The organism is Saccharomonospora piscinae, from assembly GCF_005862235.1.
In the GTDB taxonomy this organism is placed as follows: Bacteria; Actinomycetota; Actinomycetes; order Mycobacteriales; family Pseudonocardiaceae; genus Saccharomonospora; species Saccharomonospora piscinae.
On the sequence record NZ_VCEK01000002.1, the window covers coordinates 469,435 to 487,134 of the forward strand.

Annotated in this window: 15 protein-coding genes; 7 read left to right on the forward strand and 8 right to left on the reverse strand. The window is 70.6% G+C overall.

Annotated elements, in window-relative coordinates; translation table 11 throughout:
* Positions 1 to 80: 80 nt before the first annotated feature.
* The 3 genes from FFT09_RS07845 to FFT09_RS07855 are packed head-to-tail and all read left to right on the forward strand — an operon-like array spanning position 81 to position 3,832.
* Positions 81 to 1,850: a sensor histidine kinase gene (locus tag FFT09_RS07845; protein WP_244231270.1), complete on the forward strand. Its 1,770-nt coding sequence runs from the start codon at positions 81 to 83 to the stop codon at positions 1,848 to 1,850.
* On the forward strand, positions 1,847 to 2,509 hold the full coding sequence (locus FFT09_RS07850) for a response regulator (RefSeq protein ID WP_138382281.1): 663 nt from the start codon (positions 1,847 to 1,849) through the stop codon (positions 2,507 to 2,509). The genes FFT09_RS07845 and FFT09_RS07850 overlap by 4 nt, the downstream gene beginning before the upstream one ends.
* 9 nt (positions 2,510 to 2,518) lie before the next feature.
* Positions 2,519 to 3,832: an amidohydrolase family protein gene (locus tag FFT09_RS07855; protein WP_138382282.1), complete on the forward strand. Its 1,314-nt coding sequence runs from the start codon at positions 2,519 to 2,521 to the stop codon at positions 3,830 to 3,832.
* Between the two features lie 13 nt (positions 3,833 to 3,845).
* Here the strand turns inward: FFT09_RS07855 and FFT09_RS07860 are convergent, their stop codons facing one another.
* From FFT09_RS07860 to FFT09_RS07880, 5 genes are all read right to left on the reverse strand, one after another.
* Positions 3,846 to 4,544 carry a hypothetical protein gene (locus FFT09_RS07860; RefSeq protein WP_138382283.1) on the reverse strand — a complete coding sequence of 233 codons (699 nt, stop codon included), beginning with the start codon at positions 4,542 to 4,544 and terminating at the stop codon, positions 3,846 to 3,848.
* Positions 4,544 to 5,446: an ABC transporter ATP-binding protein gene (locus FFT09_RS07865; RefSeq protein WP_138382284.1), complete on the reverse strand. Its 903-nt coding sequence runs from the start codon at positions 5,444 to 5,446 to the stop codon at positions 4,544 to 4,546. Before FFT09_RS07865 ends, FFT09_RS07860 begins: the two co-directional genes overlap by 1 nt.
* The gene (locus FFT09_RS07870; RefSeq protein ID WP_024877061.1) at positions 5,443 to 5,802 is read right to left on the reverse strand and encodes a GntR family transcriptional regulator; all 360 of its coding nucleotides are present in this window, start codon (positions 5,800 to 5,802) and stop codon (positions 5,443 to 5,445) included. Before FFT09_RS07870 ends, FFT09_RS07865 begins: the two co-directional genes overlap by 4 nt.
* A 154-nt stretch (positions 5,803 to 5,956) precedes the next feature.
* Positions 5,957 to 6,649: an SDR family oxidoreductase gene (locus FFT09_RS07875; protein ID WP_138382285.1), complete on the reverse strand. Its 693-nt coding sequence runs from the start codon at positions 6,647 to 6,649 to the stop codon at positions 5,957 to 5,959.
* 50 nt (positions 6,650 to 6,699) lie between these two features.
* A complete protein-coding gene (locus FFT09_RS07880) occupies positions 6,700 to 8,793 on the reverse strand; it encodes a PhoX family protein (RefSeq protein ID WP_138382286.1) in 2,094 nt (697 codons plus the stop codon).
* Between the two features lie 168 nt (positions 8,794 to 8,961).
* Between FFT09_RS07880 and FFT09_RS07885 the strand changes: the two genes are divergently transcribed.
* Positions 8,962 to 9,609, forward strand: a complete 648-nt coding sequence (locus FFT09_RS07885) for an HAD family hydrolase (RefSeq protein WP_138382606.1) — start codon at positions 8,962 to 8,964, stop codon at positions 9,607 to 9,609.
* A gap of 72 nt (positions 9,610 to 9,681) precedes the next feature.
* On the opposite strand, the gene FFT09_RS07890 is transcribed toward FFT09_RS07885, so the two are convergent.
* Both FFT09_RS07890 and FFT09_RS07895 read right to left on the reverse strand, forming a co-directional pair.
* Complete coding sequence (locus tag FFT09_RS07890) at positions 9,682 to 10,770, reverse strand: inositol-3-phosphate synthase (RefSeq protein WP_138382287.1); 1,089 nt, start codon at positions 10,768 to 10,770, stop codon at positions 9,682 to 9,684.
* A gap of 58 nt (positions 10,771 to 10,828) precedes the next feature.
* A complete protein-coding gene (locus FFT09_RS07895) occupies positions 10,829 to 11,374 on the reverse strand; it encodes a PadR family transcriptional regulator (protein ID WP_024877056.1) in 546 nt (181 codons plus the stop codon).
* Positions 11,375 to 11,654: 280 nt separating this feature from the next.
* On the opposite strand from FFT09_RS07895, the gene FFT09_RS07900 reads away from it, so the two are divergent.
* The 3 genes from FFT09_RS07900 (at position 11,655) to FFT09_RS07910 (ending at position 16,925) form a co-directional block, all read left to right on the forward strand.
* Positions 11,655 to 12,053: a DUF5318 domain-containing protein gene (locus tag FFT09_RS07900; RefSeq protein ID WP_024877055.1), complete on the forward strand. Its 399-nt coding sequence runs from the start codon at positions 11,655 to 11,657 to the stop codon at positions 12,051 to 12,053.
* 562 nt (positions 12,054 to 12,615) lie between these two features.
* Positions 12,616 to 15,261, forward strand: coding sequence for a transglycosylase domain-containing protein (locus tag FFT09_RS07905; protein WP_482822430.1), 2,646 nt, complete (start codon positions 12,616 to 12,618; stop codon positions 15,259 to 15,261).
* 50 nt (positions 15,262 to 15,311) lie between these two features.
* The gene (locus FFT09_RS07910) at positions 15,312 to 16,925 is read left to right on the forward strand and encodes a glycosyltransferase family 87 protein (RefSeq protein ID WP_081192669.1); all 1,614 of its coding nucleotides are present in this window, start codon (positions 15,312 to 15,314) and stop codon (positions 16,923 to 16,925) included.
* Here the strand turns inward: FFT09_RS07910 and FFT09_RS07915 are convergent.
* Positions 16,886 to 17,656, reverse strand: a complete 771-nt coding sequence (locus tag FFT09_RS07915) for a deoxyribonuclease IV (RefSeq protein WP_024877052.1) — start codon at positions 17,654 to 17,656, stop codon at positions 16,886 to 16,888. The genes FFT09_RS07910 and FFT09_RS07915 overlap by 40 nt on opposite strands.
* Between the last annotated feature and the right edge of the window lie 44 nt (positions 17,657 to 17,700).

A 17,700-nucleotide genomic window follows, 5' to 3' on the forward strand; every position in this document is an offset into this window, starting at 1 on the left:
CGCGCCTCGGCCGATCGACCGAGGCGGCACCGGCCGGACGGCCGCCCCCGGGCCGCCTGCCACTGCTCTACCGTCGAAGCGTGCCCCGCCTGCCTGTTCGTGATGTTCCCGCTGCCGTCCTGCGACGATTCGGCCTGCCCGGCGTCGTGCTGTTCGCGGCGGTGCTGTGCGATGTGGCCATCATCGCGCCCGCCGCCCTCGACGACACCGGTCCGATCCTGCAGGAGCTGTGGTTGCTGCCGGGCATCGCGGCGCTCACCGCGTGCGCGCTGTGGGCCGCCACGCGGCCCGCCGCCGCGGCGTTGACCGGGGCCGCGGTGCTGCTGCTGAGCAGTCTGGGGTACTGGTACGGCGGGATCGTGTCGTACACGGCACTACTGGACGAGATCACCTTCGCCGAAACGGTCGCCGGGTTGCTGCTGGTCTACCACGTCGTGCTGGCGTTGCCGCCACTGCTGGCGGCATGCGTGACCAGCGTGCTGGTCGTTTCCACCGTCATCGCCGTGGTGGTACGGACCGATCTCTTCCGCTACCCCCAGCTCATGGGCGCGACGCTGTTCGCGGGCACGGTGCTGTTACTGCTCGCCGTGCTCGTCGCCGTGCTCCATCGCCAGCCACGACAGCGCGGCGCCGAGCGCAGCGCGACGGCCACCCTGCTGCGCAAGCAGTGGCCGCTGGTGGTCGTGCTCGCGGCGTTGCTGTTCCTCGAACTGTTCTACGCCGGCTCCTCGGGGATCTTCAGTCTCGTCGTTCTGCTGTGCTCGTTCGGGGCGGCGGGCACGGCGTTGCTCGCGCCGCACTCGCCGTTGTGGTCGAGCGGCTTCTACAGCGCGCTCGTCGTGACCTCGGGCGGCATCCTGCGGGTCACCGACGCGGGCTCGCGCTACGCCGAGTTCGAGGGACTGCCGATCAGCCAGATCGTGAGCGGCATGGCCGTGGTGGTGTTCGTGGTCCGCTACGGGCCACCCCGCCGCACACCGTGGCTGATCGCTCTCCAGTCGGCCGCCGTCGCCGTGGTCGTGGTGGCCCATCTGGGCCCCTACGGCAGGGCCGAGTCGTTCCGGATCCTGTTCGTGGCCGCAGCACTGGTGCTGGGCATCTGCGTCGCCCTCGGCATGTTCCTGAGGGCGAGGGACTCCGAACGCGCGCGCGCCGTGGCGACCGCGGTCGGGGATGCCCAGACCGCCGAGCGGATGGCGCTGGCCAGGGAACTGCACGATGTCGTGGCGCACCACGTCACGGGCATCGTGGTGCAGGCACAGGCGGCACGGATGCTCGCCGCCCAGAATCCCGCCGTGGTCGTCGACGCACTCGGGCAGATCGAGCAGGCCGGTACCGACGCGATGACCGCCATGCGCAGGCTCGTCCGGAGCATGCGCGGCGAGGCACCCGCCGGTGCCAGCGAGTTCAGCGAGCAGGCCACCACCGATCTCGCCGCCGATCTACGCAGGCTGGTGACGAACGGGAACCACGGCGTGCCCACCGAACTGGAGCTGGACCTCGACGGGGTCGGTGCCCTGCCGCCCGAGGTGGCGCGTTCGGCGCTGCGGCTGGTGCAGGAGTCGCTGACCAACGTGGGCAAGCACGCCGAAGGCGTCACCGGCGCTGCCGTCGCTCTGCGCAGCACCGGCGAGTGGCTGCACCTGCGGGTGAGCGACGACGGACGGAACTCCGGCGCCGCACCGCGCGGCGACGGCGACGACACGTCCGGATACGGTCTGGTCGGCATGCGCGAACGGGTCGACCTCCTGCGGGGCCGGTTGGTCGCGGGGCCCCTGGACAAAGGTGGCTGGCAGGTGGAGGCGTGGCTCCCGCTGGCGGGGGACACGGGCAGGAGGGACAGCGAGTGATCCGGGTGTTGATCGCCGACGACCAGAGCATGGTGCGGGCGGGGTTTCGCATGATCCTCGGCGCGCAGGAGGACATGGAGGTCGTGGCCGACGTTCCCGACGGCATCGAGGCCGTGCGCCGGGCCCGGGAGCTGCGGCCGGACGTGTGCCTGCTCGACATCCGCATGCCGGGCCTCGACGGGCTGGAGGTGACGCGGCAGCTCGCGGGAAGTGACGTGGCCGACCCGTTGAAGGTCGTGGTCGTCACCACGTTCGACCTCGACGAGTACGTTCACGCGGCCCTGCAGGGGGGAGCGTCGGGATTCCTGCTCAAGGACGCGGGCCCCGCGCTGCTGATCGAGGCGGTGCGCGCGGCGGCCCGGGGTGACGCGCTGGTGTCCCCGCAGGTCACCGTGCGGCTGCTCCAGCACTTCGGCGGCCGGCGCCCCGCGACGCGCAGCGCGCCGGACACCGGTCTGACGGAGCGCGAACTCGACGTCGTGCGCGCCGCCGCGGACGGGCTGACCAACAGCGAGATCGGCGCCGAGCTGTTCCTCTCGCTGTCCACCGTGAAGACCCACCTGGCCTCGGTGCAGGCCAAGCTGGGCGTGCGCAACCGCGTGGGCATCGCGGCCTGGGCCTGGCGCAACGGGATCATGGACCCCGAGTCGTCGGCCTAGGATGGGACTATGACGCTGCGCCTGCGCTCCGCCGTGGTCCTGCCCGCCGACATCGCCTGCTCGGTGGTGCGTGACGGGGTCGTCGACATCGACGCGCACGGCCGGATCGCCTACTGCGGCCCCGCCGAGGGCGCGCCCACCGGAGCCGACGCGCCGGCCGAGACCCGCACGCTGGGCGGCATCCTGCTGCCGGGTCTGATCAACGCCCACGCACACAGCCCGATGGTGCTGCTGCGGGGCCTGGGCGGTGATCTGCCCCTGCTGCGGTGGCTGCGCGAGGTGGTGTGGCCCGCGGAGGCCAAGCTGCGCGGCGACGACGTCGGCGCCGGGATGACGCTCGGCTCGGTGGAGATGCTGCGCCGGGGTGTCACCACCAGCGCCGAGATGTACTTCCACGCCGATCGCATCGCCGAGAGCGTGCTCGCCACCGGTGCCCGGACGGTGCTCGGCAGCCCGATCATCGACCTCCCGGGACACGACTGGCGGGCGATGCTCACCGAGACCGACCGCTGGATCGACGCCGACGGGCTGCGCTTCGGCGCGGGCGACCGGATCGAGGTGTCCTACGCCCCGCACTCGGCCTACATGCTGCCCGCCGAGGCACTGTCGGCCATCGCCGAGTCCGCCGCCGCGCGGGACGCGCTGGTGCAGATCCACGTCGCCGAGGCCGCCGACGAGGACGCCGCCCAGCGCGCCGAGCACGGGTCGGTTCCCGCGCTGCTGCGCAAGTCCGGGCTGCTCGACGGCAGGCTGCTGGCCGCCCACGCGGTCCACCTGTCCGACGAGGACATCGCCGTACTGGCGGCAGGCGGTGCGGCCGTGGCGCACTGCCCCGGCTCCAACGCCAAGCTCGCCTCCGGGATCGCCCGGCTGGTCGACCTGCGCGCCGCCTCCGTCGCCGTGGGCCTCGGCACCGACGGGCCCGCCAGCAACGACGACCTCGATCTCTGGGAAGAGGTGCAGCTCTCGGCGATGCTCGCGCGGCTCGCCACCGGCGACGCGACCGCGATGACGGCCGCCGACGCCCTGCTGCTGGCCACCAGGGGCGGGGCCGACGCGCTGGGCAGAAGCGACATCGGCGCGCTCGAACCCGGCCGCTGGGCCGACCTCGTCCACGTCGACGTCGACGATCCCGCGTTCGCCACCGGGCTCGACGTGCCCGACGGGCAACTGCTCGCGAACCTCGTCTGGGCCGCGGGCTCCCGCAGGGTCACCGACGTGTGGGTGGCGGGCCAGACCGTGGTCGCCGACGGCGAACCGACCCGCGTGGACCGGGGCAAGGCGCAGGCGGACGTGGCCGAGGCCGCCGCCCGCCTGCGCTGATCCCACCCCCGGGTCAGGGCACCGCGCGTCGCGTCGTGAGGTACCCGGCGCCCGCGAACAGCAACGCGAGCAGTGCCGGGTAGCCCGCCAGCAGCGCGAGCGCGGAGTGTTCGGTGAAGAACCGGCCGACCGCGCCCCACCAGTTCTGCGAATGGATGAGGAAGAGCAGCCCCACCAGGATCGCGCTGAGTCCGATGCCCAACGCCCAGACGCCGTACTGGCCCCAGCGCTTGAACACGATGCCGAGCCACACGCCGAAGAACGACAGCAGCATCAGCGGCGCCGCGTAGACGAGCGTCTGGAGCACCGCGTTGTCCTGCGACAGGAACGGCAACGCGAAGAACGTGAGATCGAAGCCCCAGCCGTTCGTGGCCGACTCGACGTACTTCAACAGCGTGAGCAGGATGCCGTAGGCCAGCGCCTGACCCACGACCACGAGCGCGGTCGCCCCGAAGAACGCCCGGCGGGTCACGGAGAGCCCGACCGCGAACGGGAACATCTGCGTCATCGTCTGGATGTGGGAGATGAGCATCGTGATGTACAGCGCGGCCAGTGCGCCGGTGGACATTTGGTCGTCGCCGCCGAGGTCGGTGACCAGGTAGGCGATGCCGATGTTGAACAGCAGCACCATGAGCAGAATCAGCACCGGCAGGGCCAGCACCGCGAACGCGTTGACGAGCTGGATCCTGGCGACGCGCACGAGTTGTCCCATCAGCGGGCCTCCTGACCGTTGCGAGCACCGGCGAGCGCGGGCTCACCCTGGGCGGACTGGGTTGCACGGATGACGAGCTGCTGCAGCGAGACCGGCTCGACACGCAGGTCGGGGCGCTCCTCGCCGTCGGGGAACCGGCCCCGCAGCGTCAGGCGTAGCACGCCTCCCAGCTGCTCCCGGTGCAGCTCAACGTGTCCCTCGGCGAACCGCTCGACGGCGCGCGCGGGGCCGGTGACGGTGACGGCCTGCGAGCGCAGCGACTCGGAGCTGTCGTCCATGAGGATGCGTCCCGAGTCGATCACGACGACGTGTTCGATCATGTCGGCCACCTCGTCGATGAGGTGGGTCGACAACACGATCGTGCGCGGGTGCTCCGCGTAGTCGGCCAGCAGGCGGTCGTAGAACATCTGGCGGGCCACCGCGTCCAGGCCGAGGTAGGGCTCGTCGAACAGCGTCAGCGGCGCGCGCGCAGCCAGGCCGATGATGACACCGACGGCCGAGAGCTGACCCCGGGACAGCTTCTTGATCTGCTGGCCGGTGCGCAGGCGGAACTCGTCGGCGAGCTCGGCGGCGAAGTCGGTGTCCCAGTTCGGGAAGATCAGGCTCGCCGCGTCGAAGGCGTGGCGCACCCGGAACATGTCCGGGTACTTCTGCGACTCCTTGATGAAGCAGACCTGCCGCAGCACCCCGGCGTTCTCGTAGGGTGACTCACCGAAGACCTCGATCGTGCCGTCGGTCTGGAAGTCCTGTCCCGTGAGCATGCGCATCACGGTGCTCTTGCCGGCGCCGTTGCGGCCCAGCAGGCCGTGAATGCGGCCCTCGTGCAGGTCGAAGGACACGTCCTTCACCGCCTCGGTGGAGCCGTAGCGCTTCGTCACCCCTCGCAGGCGTGCCACGGTCATGCGTCGTCCCTCCAGGTGTCGATCATCTTTTTGAGGTCCTCGGCGTCCATCCCGAGCCTGCGGGCCTCCACCAGCAACGGCGCGATGTAGGCCTCGGCGAACGTGGTACGCCGCCGTTCGAGCAGCGCGTCGCGCGCTCCGGCCGCCACGAACATGCCAACCCCCCTCTTCTTGTAGAGCAGCCCGTCCGCCACGAGCTTGTTGATGCCGTTCGCCGCGGTGGCCGGGTTGATCCGGTGAAACGCGGCCAGCTCGTTGGTCGACGGCGCCCTGGTCTCCTCGCCCAGCGAGCCGTCGATGATCGAGTCCTCGATCAGCTCCGCGATCTGCTGGAACAGCGGGCGGCCGTCGTCCATCAGGGCCTCCGCCGGGCGAACCAGTGCGTTGGTTCATTAGTCATGTGGGTAACCATGACACCAGAGCACTGAGCGTGTCAAGCGCGCACGAGAAAGGCACCGCCCCACGGGACGGTGCCTTGTCTGCCTTTTCTGCCTGGTCGAGCCGGTGGACCTACCGCACCGGCCGGGGGCGGATCGTCAGTTCGGTCAGGTGCGCGTCCGGGCCCGCGTTGACGGCGGTGGCCACGGCCGCGGCCACCGACTCGGGACGCAGGTACTTCTCGGGCGCGTACTCCCCGCCCTCGTGGCTCACCACGGCCTGCTGCATCTCCGTGTCGGTACGGCCCGGGTACACGCTGGTGACGCGAAGTCCGCCGCTTTCCTCCTCGGCCCGCAGCGCGTCGGCGTAGGCGCGGACCGCGAACTTGCTCGCCGCGTACGGGCCCCACCCCGCACGGGCGGCCAGTCCCTGACCGGAGTTGAGAAACACCACGTGCCCCCGCGCGGCCCGCAACAGCGGCAGTGTCAACCGCGTCAGCTCCGCCACGGCCACGAGGTTGACCTCCAGATTCGCGCGCCACACCGCCGCCTGCGACTCGGCGACCGAGCCGAGCCGGGCAAGGCCCGCCGAGTGGACGAGCACATCGAGGGAGCCGAGCGCGGAACACGCCTCCCGCAGCGCGTCCGGGTCGGTGAGGTCCACCGCCCACGGCCGCGCGTGCGGCAGGGCCCGCGCCCGCTCGTGCAGCGCGTCGACGTCCCGGCCGCCGAGCAGCAGCCGATGGGTGGGGGCGAGCGCCTCGGCCACGGCCGCGCCGATGCCGCGCGTGGCCCCGGTGACGAGAGCGAGGGGTCGGTCAGCCATAAGTCCACGGTAGACGCGGGACCGGCCGACCCCTCGCGCGGTCGGGACCGTCAGCGCCCGATGTGGCCCGGACGTCCGAAGCGGCCCCGCTTCCAGACGGCCACGATCGACGGCCGCGCCGGCGAGTTGCCGCCGTCCGGCCAGTGCGACTGCGGGTTCTCGGGCGTCCCGCCCTCACCCGGGTGCTGCACGGCGACGAGCACGACGTCGTCGGTGACGACCGGACCGCACGTCTCAGCCCCGATCGGCACGGTCAGGAACTGCTTCACGTGGCCGCGCTCGCGTCCCTGGACCGGCACCGCGAACAGCCCGTCGTTCGAGCCCAGCGCGTTGCCGTCCGTGGACACCCAGAGGTTGCCGTGGCTGTCGAATGCCAGGTTGTCGGGACACGAGATGGGACTGACCTGGCTCTTGTCGAACCCGCCGAAGTACGTGTCGGCGGCGGCGGGATCGCCGCACACCAGCAGCAGCCGCCACGCGAAGGTGGTCGACACGGCGTCGCCCCGGTCCTCCTCCCACTCCAGGACGTGCCCGTTGCGATTGCCGTCGCGCGGGTTGATCTCGTCGGCGGCGGCCTTGCCCGCGGCGCCGCGATCGGTGTTGTTGGTCAGCGCGGCGTACACCCTGCCGGTGACCGGGTTGGGCTCGACGTCCTCGGGACGGTCCATCTTGGTGGCGCCCACCCGGTCGGCGGCCAGCCGGGTGAAGACGTAGACCTCCTCGGCCGTCATCCCCGGCACGTGCGAGGTCGTGCCGCTGGCCAGCGGGATCCACTCGCCCCGGCCGTCGAACTCGCCGTCCGAGGGCAGCCTGCCACTGCCGTCGATCTCACTGGCGGGACTGTCGCCGGTGAACTTCGCGACGTACAGGGTGCCGTCGTCGAGCAGCCGCGAGTTGTGCCTGCGCGCGTGCGCGCTGCGACCGGGCTTGTAGCGACCGTTCGACACGAACTTGTAGAGGTAGTCGAACCGCTCGTCGTCACCGGAGTAGGCGACGACCCTGCGGTCCTTGGAGATCGTGACGGCGGCGCCCTCGTGCTTGAACCGTCCCAGCGCGGTGTGCTTGATCGGCTTCGCGTGCGGGTCGTGCGGATCGATCTCGACGACCCAGCCGAACCGGTGCGGCTCGTGCGGCTCCTGGGCGATGTCCCACCGCGGGTCGAAGCGCTCCCACTTGCGCGAGGTCTCACCGCCGGTGAGGCCGTAGCGCCGCAGCCGCTCCGCCTCTTCGGGGTCGGTGACCGACTCGGCGTTCGCGAAGTACTGGTTGAAGTTCTCCTCACCCGACAGCACCGTGCCCCAGGGCGTCACGCTGCCCGCGCAGTTGTTCAGCGTCCCCAGCACGCTGCGCCCCGACGGATCGGCCGAGGTCTTCAGCAGGTCCGAGCCCGCGACCGGGCCCCGCACCTCGAACTCCGTGTCGGCGGTGATGCGGCGGTTGTAGCGGCTCGGCAGCACGCGCAGCCCGCCACGGGGATCGCGCAGTGTCTGGACCACCGACAGCCCGTGCGCCGCCCACGCGATGCGCACCTGCTCCTCGGTCGGGTTGTCGGCGTCGTAGCTGCCCGCGGGGAACATGTGCGGCTCGGTGGTGTACTCGTGGTTGACCACCATGAGATGCCGCCATCCCGAACCGTCCTGCGGGATCAGGCCGACGAAGTCGTTGTTGTAGCCGAACTGCCGGGACTGCGCCTGCGCGGTCTGGTTGTGGAAGTCGAAGTCCGGGGCGCCCGGCAGGACGGCGTCACCCCAGCGGATGACGATTTCCTGGTCGTAGCCGTCCGGGATGTGCACCGCGTCGGCCGTGTTCGGCTCCACCGGCTCGAAGTCGGTGCCCTCGGCCGGGCGCGACGGCTTGCCGTTCCCGCGCCGACCGGCGAGTGCCGCCGGCACGGCGCCCTCGGCGGCGGCGGTGCCGGACAGCGCGGCGAACCCGGCGGCGGTCGCGGACATCACCGCCGTCGCCTTGAGCGCGCCCCGGCGCGAGAGCACGTTCTTCGCGATGTCACCGAAGTAACTGTTGTCCGATGTGTTCGGCGCGGGGTGTGCGCACGCGTTGCCGCAGCGGTACTCACACGTGGTGGCCGAACGGCCAGTGCGGTGGGAAGTCAGCAGGGGCAGCAGACGTCTCGGCTCAGTGGACACACGGCCTCCATCACTCGATCAGGGCAAGCTCCGGGGACGTTAGGTGCGCAAAGCAAGCCACGGTATGCCTGACAGTGAACTTCAGACGAACGGCGTAAACCGCGGGTCGCACGATCGTGGCCCCCATGCCGGGTCGCGTAGTGTTGGCCCATGGCCTCGGTACCGACGGTGACGGCGGTGGTGTTCGACCTCGACGGCGTTCTCGTCGACTCCGAACGGCTGTGGGACGAGGTGCGGCGCTCCGTCGTCGCCGAGCACGGCGGACGGTGGCGGGAGGAAGCCACCCGGGCACTCCAGGGGATGAGCACACCGGAGTGGGCCCGCTACCTCGTCGAGGAACTCGGCACCCGGCTCACCGCCGCCGAGGCCGCCGACGTCGTGGTCGGCGAGATGGCCCGCCGCTACGAGGCCGGGCCGCCCATCCTGCCCGGCGCCCGCGAGACCGCCCGCGCCGTCGCCACGGCCTACCCCACGGCGATCGCCAGCTCGTCGCCGCCCGCGCTCATCGACGCCTTCCTGACCGCGGCCGACCTCCACGATCTCGTCCGGACCGCCGTGTCGAGCGAGCAGGTGGGCGCGGGCAAACCCGCCCCCGACGTCTACCTGGAGGCGGCCACCCTGCTCGGCGTGGCGCCGCAGACCTGCGTGGCCGTCGAGGACTCCACCAACGGACTCGCCTCCGCCCTGGCCGCGGGCATGACCGTGGTCGCGACGCCGAATCCCCACTACCCGCCCGACGACCGGGTCCTCGCCCGCGCCCACGCCGTCGTCACCGACATCACCAGGCTGCCGGAGACGCTGCGGCGCATGCAGTGAAGGCCACCCTCGCTGCGTCTCGTGCAGTGAAGGTGGCCTTCGCGACGGGTGGGCGGGTGGGTACGGGCCGGGTCAGCGCTCCACTTCGCCGTCGATGAACTTGCCCACCGCGTCGCGGGCGGTGGAGTCGTCGTACTGTTCCGGCGGCGACTTCATGAAGTACGAGGACGCCGACAGCAGCGGGCCACCGACGCCACGGTCCTTGGCGATCTTGGCGGCGCGCACCGCGTCGATGATGATGCCCGCCGAGTTCGGGGAGTCCCAGACCTCCAGCTTGTACTCCATGTTCAGCGGCACGTCACCGAACGCGCGCCCCTCCAGCCGCACGTAGGCCCACTTGCGGTCGTCGAGCCACTGCACGTAGTCGGACGGGCCGACATGCACGTTGGCCTTGCCCATGTCCCGCTCGATCTGCGACGTGACGGCCTGCGTCTTGGAGATCTTCTTCGACTCCAGGCGCTCCAGCTCCTTCATGTTCTTGAAGTCCATGTTGCCGCCCACGTTGAGCTGCATGGTGCGGTCGAGCTGCACGCCACGGTCCTCGAACAGCTTCGCCATCACCCGGTGGGTGATCGTGGCGCCGACCTGCGACTTGATGTCGTCGCCGACGATCGGCACACCGGCCCGCTCGAACTTCGCGGCCCACTCCGGGTCGGAGGCGATGAACACCGGGATCGCGTTGACGAAGGCCACACCGGCGTCGATCGCGGCCTGCGCGTAGAACTTCGACGCCTCCGTGGACCCGACGGGCAGGTAGGACACGAGCACGTCCACCTCGGCCGCGCGCAGTGCCTCGACGACGTCCACCGGCTGCTCGTCCGACTCGTGGATCGTCTCCTGGTAGAACCGACCCAGCCCGTCGAGCGTGTGCCCACGCTGCACGGCGACGCCGAGCGGCGGGACGTCGCAGATCTTGATGGTGTTGTTCTCGCTGGCGAGGATTGCCTCGGACAGGTCCTGCCCGACCTTCTTCGCGTCCACGTCGAAGGCCGCGACAAAATCCACGTCCCGCACGTGGTAGCCGCCGAACTGCACGTGCATCAGCCCGGGCACGCGCGAGGCCGGATCGGTGTCGCGGTAGTAGTGGACCCCCTGAACAAGCGACGCCGCGCAGTTGCCGACGCCCACGATGGCCACCCTCACGCGGCGGTTCTCGCCCATGCCGGTTTCTCCTTACTCGTGTGTGCTGCTGGTAGGTGATGTCAAGCGGCGGTGTGGCTCAGCTCTGCTGGTGCCCCCGCTGCTCGGCCTGTTCGTGCGCGATCAGCTCGTTGAGCCAGCGCACTTCCCGCTCGCTCGCCTCCAGCCCCAGCTGGTGCAGCTCACGGGTGTAGCGGTCGATCTTTTCCTCGGCTCTGGCCAGCGCCGCCCGCAGACCTTCGCGACGTTCCTCGACCCGGCGGCGCCGACCCTCCAGGATTCGCATCCGCACGTCGGCCGGAGTCCGGGAGAAGAAGGTCAGGTGCACCCCGAACCCCTCGTCGTCCCAGGTCTGCGGACCGGCGTCCGCCAGCAGTTCGGAGAAGCGCTCCTTGCCGTCGGCCGTCAGCTTGTAGACCCGCTTGGCGCGGCGGTTCCAGCCGCCGGCCACCTCGGCCGGCTCCTCGACGATCAATCCCGCCCTCAGCAGCCTCCGCAGCGTCGGGTAGAGCGAACCGTACGAGAAGGTGCGCACCATGCCGAGCGTTTCGTGCAAACGCTTGCGCAGGACGTAACCGTGCATGGGCGCCTCGTGCAGCAGCCCGAGTACCGCGAGCTCCAACACAGCGCACCTCCTCACGGGAACGTTCTCCACACCATCCGGCGTTGGTCCTCTCGGACCACCGGTGGAACGACGCTGTTCGACTACCCAACCTACAGCTCGATTATATCGACTCGATACATCGAAGTGGCGGAGCTAACCTCGCGCCCACCTGCACACCGGGCCTTGTTCATCAAATCGTTACCCGCCGATCCGGCGTGTCTGAGCGATCACGGAGCGTCCCGGCCGGGGCACAACGGTGGCTCCGAGTCCTCGAACGGCCGAAAACCCGTACCCTGTGAGCGTGCGAAACCAGCGGCAGGTCGTCGACTACGCGCTTCAGCGGCGTGCGGTGCTGGCCGAGTTCTACTCAGGCCGCGTCAGCACGCTCGACGTCTGCGATGCCACGCCCTACCTGCTCAAGGCCGCGCAGTTCCACGGAACACCCAGTCCGGCCGCGTGCCCCGTCTGCCGCAAGGACGTACTCACGGACGTCTGCTGGGTGTACGGGGACGAACTCAAACACGCCGCGGGCTCGGCGAGGGCGCCGGAGGAACTGGATCGCATGGCGAACCTCTTCCGTGAGTTCACCGTCTACGTGGTGGAAGTGTGCCGCCAATGCGGATGGAACCACCTCGTCCGCTCGTACGTCCTGGGTACCGGAGCCCCGCACCCGCCGTCCCGGAGGACCGCCGGGCAGTGACACACGACACCGGCTGCACACTTGTTGCCACACTCGTCGCCGTATCGCACGTAGGTTCGGTTCGCAGAACGGCGTGCCAGCGAGCGCCGATCTGGGAGGGTCTTGAGTGAACGACCAGGGAAGCCACCAGTGGCCCGAAGAGGAGCCAGGCGACCGGCGCTGGCCCGAGCAGGGTCAGGGCGGCCAGTCCGCCAATCCCCCGTGGCCTTCGGGTGACGACCGGCCGCGCCCGCCGCGCTCTCAGGAACGCCGCCCGCCGCGCCCGCCCCAGCAGGGCCAGCCGGGCCAGCCACCCCGGCCGGGTCCGCCTCCGGCGCAGCCGCCCGGTGGGCGCGCGCCCGAGCGTGGCAGGCCGCTCCCACCTCCGCCCGCATCCCGTGGCGGCCAGCGACCTCCACAGCACCCACAACCCCCGCAGCCCCCACAGCCCCCACCGGGCCGGGGTCAGCAACCCGGCCAGCCCGGCCAGCCACAGCCACAGCGCCCCGGCGGCGGACACGGCACTCCGGGCGGCGATCGGCCCGCGCGGCAGCGGCCCGCCGGAGCGCCAGGTGAGCGACCGCTGCCACCCGGTGCCCGCCGGAGCCAGCAGCCTCCCGGCACTCCCCAGGGCCCGGCGCGCTCGGCGAGCGGCGCACCACCCCAGGGCGGGCGCAGGCCCGGTGGCTCTCCCGACGGAGCGCGCCCGTCCGGGCCTCCCCGCAGGCCGGGGGAGCGGCCAGGAGGCGCCGCGGCGGCTGGTGCGGCAGCGGGTGGTGCCGCGGCAGCGGGCCGCCCCGGCGACCCGGGGGACGGCGCCGACCGCGAACCGGAACTGATCACCCATCGTGCCTACAACGGCACGGCCGACGGCCGTGACCAGGACGGCTACGACGACTACGACGACGGCGAGAACCGGCACCATGAGCCCGGCCTCGACAACGGCCACGGCGGCGACGGCGGTGACGGCTTCGACGACGGCGAACCCCGGCCCAAGAAGGGCAAGGCCGCACTCACCCCGGCACAGCGCAAGAAGCGGCGCTGGAAGATCGTCCGGCGCAGCGCCTACGCCATCGTCGGGCTCTTCTTCGTCCTCCCGGCCATCGCCTTCGCCATCACCTACTTCCTCGTGGACGTGCCCGACCCCGAGGACGTGGCCCAGGACCAGGCCAAGGTCGTGACCTACCTCTACGCCGACGGCGAGACGGAGATGGGCCGTGACATCCCGCCCGACGGCGGGAACCGGATTCTGCTCAAGCCCCACGAGATACCCGACGACGTCAAGCACGCCGTGTACGCGGCCGAGGACGCCACCTTCGAGACCAACCCCGGCTTCGACGTCACCGGCATCCTGCGCGCGGTGTACAACCAGGCCACCGGCGGGGTCGGCGGTGGTTCCACCATCACCCAGCAGTACGTGAAGGTCGCCACCGAGAACGACGAGTACTCGATCACGCGGAAGTGGACCGAGATCGTCAAGGCCTTCAAGATGAGCAACGAGCAGTCCAAGGACGAGATCATCACCGCCTACCTGAACACGATCTACTTCGGTCGTGGGGCGTACGGCATCCAGACCGCCGCGCAGGCCTACTACGGCAAGGACGCCACGGATCTCACCGCGTCCGAGTCGGCGCTGATCGCCGGGATGATCCAGCAGCCGAGCCGGGTCAACAAACCCGAGGTGCGCGAGGAACGCTGGAACTACGTGATGGACCAGATGGTGGCCAACAACTGGCTGCCCAAGGCCGAACGCGACCAGGCGACGGTGCCGGAGCTGATTCCCGACGATGAGGCCACACCCGACACCATCACCGGGACCGAGCGGTTCATCCAGGCGAAGGTCAACGCGGAACTGGCCGAGAAGGGCTATCCCGAGGAGAAGCTGCGTGCCGGCGGCTACCGGGTGTACCTCACGATCGATCAGGAAGCGCAGTCGGCCGCCGAGCAGGCGGTCAACAACGTGATGGAGGGCGAGCCGGAGCTGCTGAAGGAGGCGCTCACGGCGGTCGATCCCGAAACGGGAGGCGTGCTCGCCTACTACGGCGGGCCCTACGAGGCCGACGGCAACCAGTACGACTGGGCGTCGGCGCAGCGCAACCCCGGATCGTCGTACAAACCGTTCGACCTCGTGGCCCTGCTGGAGCAGGGCAAGGGACTCGGCGAGATCTACGACGGCAGCTCCCCCCGGACGTTCGGCGACCGCGAGGTGCGCAACTCCGAGGACACGCAGTGTCCGCAGTGCACGGTCGCGGAGGCCATGAAGCTGTCGATCAACACCGTGTTCTTCGACATCGTGGTGAACGAGGTGGGCCCGCAGGCGGTGGCCGAGGCCGCACGCGCCGCCGGAATCCCGGAGAAGGGCAGCGGTGTCGACGCCAAGGAGACGATGCCGACCATGGACGGCAACATCTCCATCGGCGGTGGGCACACGATGGTGTCCACACTGCACATGGCCAACGCCTACGCCACCTTCGCCTCCGGCGGTATCCGGCACGACGTGCACTTCGTCGCCAAGCTCACGACCTCGGACGGCGAGGTCGTCTTCGACGAGACCTCCGAGGTCGCCACCGAGGGCGAGCCCGCGTTCGCCGAGGACCCGGAGCGCAACAAGCAGATCGCGGGCAACGTCACGGAGTCGCTGGAACCCGTGCTGGAGCAGTCGCAACTGCTGTGCGCGGGGGGACGCGAGTGCGCGGGCAAGACCGGCACCCACCAGTTCGACGACGGTAGCGGCATGCGGGTCAACGAGAACTCCGAGGCCTGGATGGTGGGGTACACACCGCAGGTCTCGGCCGCGGTGTGGGTGGGCAGTGGTGAGAACCGGCCCATCAACAACGCGGCAGGCGGAGCGATCTACGGCAGCGGCCTGCCCGGCGAGATCTGGAAGCTCTTCATGGACACCTACCTGGAGGGCAAGCCGATGCTGGAGTTCGACGAGGTCGAGCTGATCGGCAAGCCGCCCGCGCCCCCGCCCACGGTGCCGCAGGACGACGCGTCCAGTTCCGAAAGCTCGGAGTCCACGACGACGACACCGGAGACCACCACCCCAGAGACCAGCACACCGGAGCTGCCCACGGAGCCGTCCTTCCCGCCGGGCGAGTCGGACGACCCGGGCAACCCGGGCGGGCCGCCGGATCCGTCGGACGGTGAGGACGAGGACGACGACGGCTGGCCGCCGTGGAACAGCGGGCGGGGCGACGGCGACACCGAAAGTACCGAGGAGTTCTGACCGCAGGCTCAGACGGCGCGCGCTGACCGGCGACCCGTAACATTCGCGAGGTGTCCAGCGATAGTCCTTCCTCGCGGCCGGAACCGACGCCCGACACGGCGTCGCTGGACGCGTCGCAGCGGGTGATCCCGAGCTGGTCCGAGCCACTGGCCGAGGCGGCCTCCCGCCCCGTCGGAGGACCGCTCGGCCGGCACGCGGCCGTGGGCAGGCACTGGTTCTGGACTCCGTTGCGCGTGTGCCTGCTGCTGGCTGTGCTGGCTCTCACCGCGGGCTGGTTCGGCAAGGCCGCCTGCATCCAGCAGTACGTCACCGACCAGGGCGACGCGGAACTGGACTGGCGTTCGGGCAGGCAGTACGTCGCGATGTGCTATTCGGACATCGTGCCGCTGTACGGGGCCGAGCGCCTCGACGAGGACGACACCTTCCCCTACGCCACGAGCTGGGTGGAGAACGAGGGCACCGAACACGAGCAGGTCCGCTACATGGAATACCCCGTGCTGAGCGGGCTGTTCCAGTGGGTCAACGCGGAACTCACCCACGGCTGGATCGCCGGGGCCGAGGCGGGGTGGCTGCCCACGGCGTTGCCCGTGGCGGTGTACTTCAACATCACGGCGTTCTTCCTCGCGGCGGCCTGGTTGGTCACGGTGTGGGCGGTGGCGAGAACCGCGCGACGCCGCGTGTGGGACGCGGCGATAGTGGCCGTGTCACCGCTGGTGGTGGTCCACGCCTTCACCAACTTCGACACGCTGGCCACGGCTGCCGCCGCCGTGGGTCTGCTCGCGTGGGCACGCCGGAGACCCGTGCTCGCCGGGGTGCTGCTCGGTGTGGGGGCGGCGGCGAAGCTGTACCCGCTTTTCTTCCTCGGCCCGCTGCTGGTGCTGTGCCTGCGCGCGGGCAAGGTCGGCGCGTGGGTGCGAGCGGCGGGCGCCGCCGCGCTCACCTGGGGTGTCGTGAACCTGCCCTTCATGGTCTTCCTGCGCGACGGCTGGTCGGAGTTCTTCCGGCTCAACACCGAGCGGGACATGGATCCCGACTCGCTCTACAACGTCGTCTCCTACTTCACCGGGTGGGAGGGCTTCGACGGCCCGCTCGCCCCCGGCGAGGCCCCAGAACTGCTCAACACGATCAGCGGCGCCGCGTTCCTCGCGCTGTGCGCGGGCGTGGCGTGGGTGGCGTTGTCGGCACCCCGGCGACCGCGCGTGGCCCAGCTGTGTTTCCTGGTGGTCGCGGCGTTCCTGCTCACCAACAAGGTGTGGAGCCCGCAGTACTCGCTGTGGCTGGTCCCCCTGGCCGTGCTGGCGCTGCCACGGTGGCGGCTGCTGCTCGGCTGGATGATCGTGGACGCGCTCGTGTGGGCACCGCGGATGTTCTACTACCTTGGCGTCGACGACAAGGGACTGCCCGAGGGCTGGTTCCTCGGCACGGTCGTGGTGCGCGACCTCGTGGTCGTCCTGCTCTGCGTGCTGATCCTGCGGGAGATCTACCGCCCGTCACGTGACGCGGTGCGCGCGGGCGGAGTGGACGACCCGGCAGGCGGCGTGCTCGACGGCGCCGACGACCGCGTCGTGCTCCGCCTGCCACGCCGAGGGGCACGCGGTGGCAGGCGCGACTCTCAGCGGGACTCTCACAGCCGTTCCCGCAGGAAGGCGATGTCGGCGGCCTGACCCTCCCGCGGGGTCTCGACGATCACCGGGGCACCGGCCTCCCGTGCCACCGACACGAGCAACTCGGGATCGATCGTGCCGTCGCCGCCGGTCACGTTGGCGTGCCGATCGCGCTGGGAACCGCGCTCGTCGCGCGAGTTGTTGAGGTGCACCAGATCGATGCGGCCGGTGACGGCCCTGACCTTCTCGACCGCGTCCGCCAGATCCCACCCCGCTGCGTGCGCGTGGCACGTGTCGAGACAGAACCCGGCGCCGAAGTCCGCGACCCGGTCCCACAACCGCGCCAGCATGTCGATCTCGCGCGCCATCGCCCCCTCGCCGCCCGCCGTGTTCTCGATCAGCAACGGCACGCCGAACCCGCCCTGCTCGGCCTGCCGCTCGAAGAGCTTGCGCCAGTTCGACAGACCCTCGTCGACATCCTCGCCCTGACGGACGTGCCCACCGTGCACGATGAGCCCTCGCGCGCCCGTCTCCGCCGCCGCCGTGGCGTGCAGCGCCACGGTCTTGCGGGACGGGATGCGGATGCGGTTGTTCAACGACGCCACATTGAGCACATAGGGCGCGTGGATGTAGACCCCGATGCCCGCGTCGGCCAGTTCGGCCGCCTGCGGGTGCGGTTGGGGCTTCTTCCAGCCCTGGGGGTCGGCGAGGAAGAACTGGACGATGTCCGCCGCGCGCTCGCGGGCGGCCGAGGCGGGGTCGTCGTCACGAACGTGCGCACCGATCAGCATGGGACGAGGGTAGCGATTCCGGGACGGCCAAATCGAGTACCGTG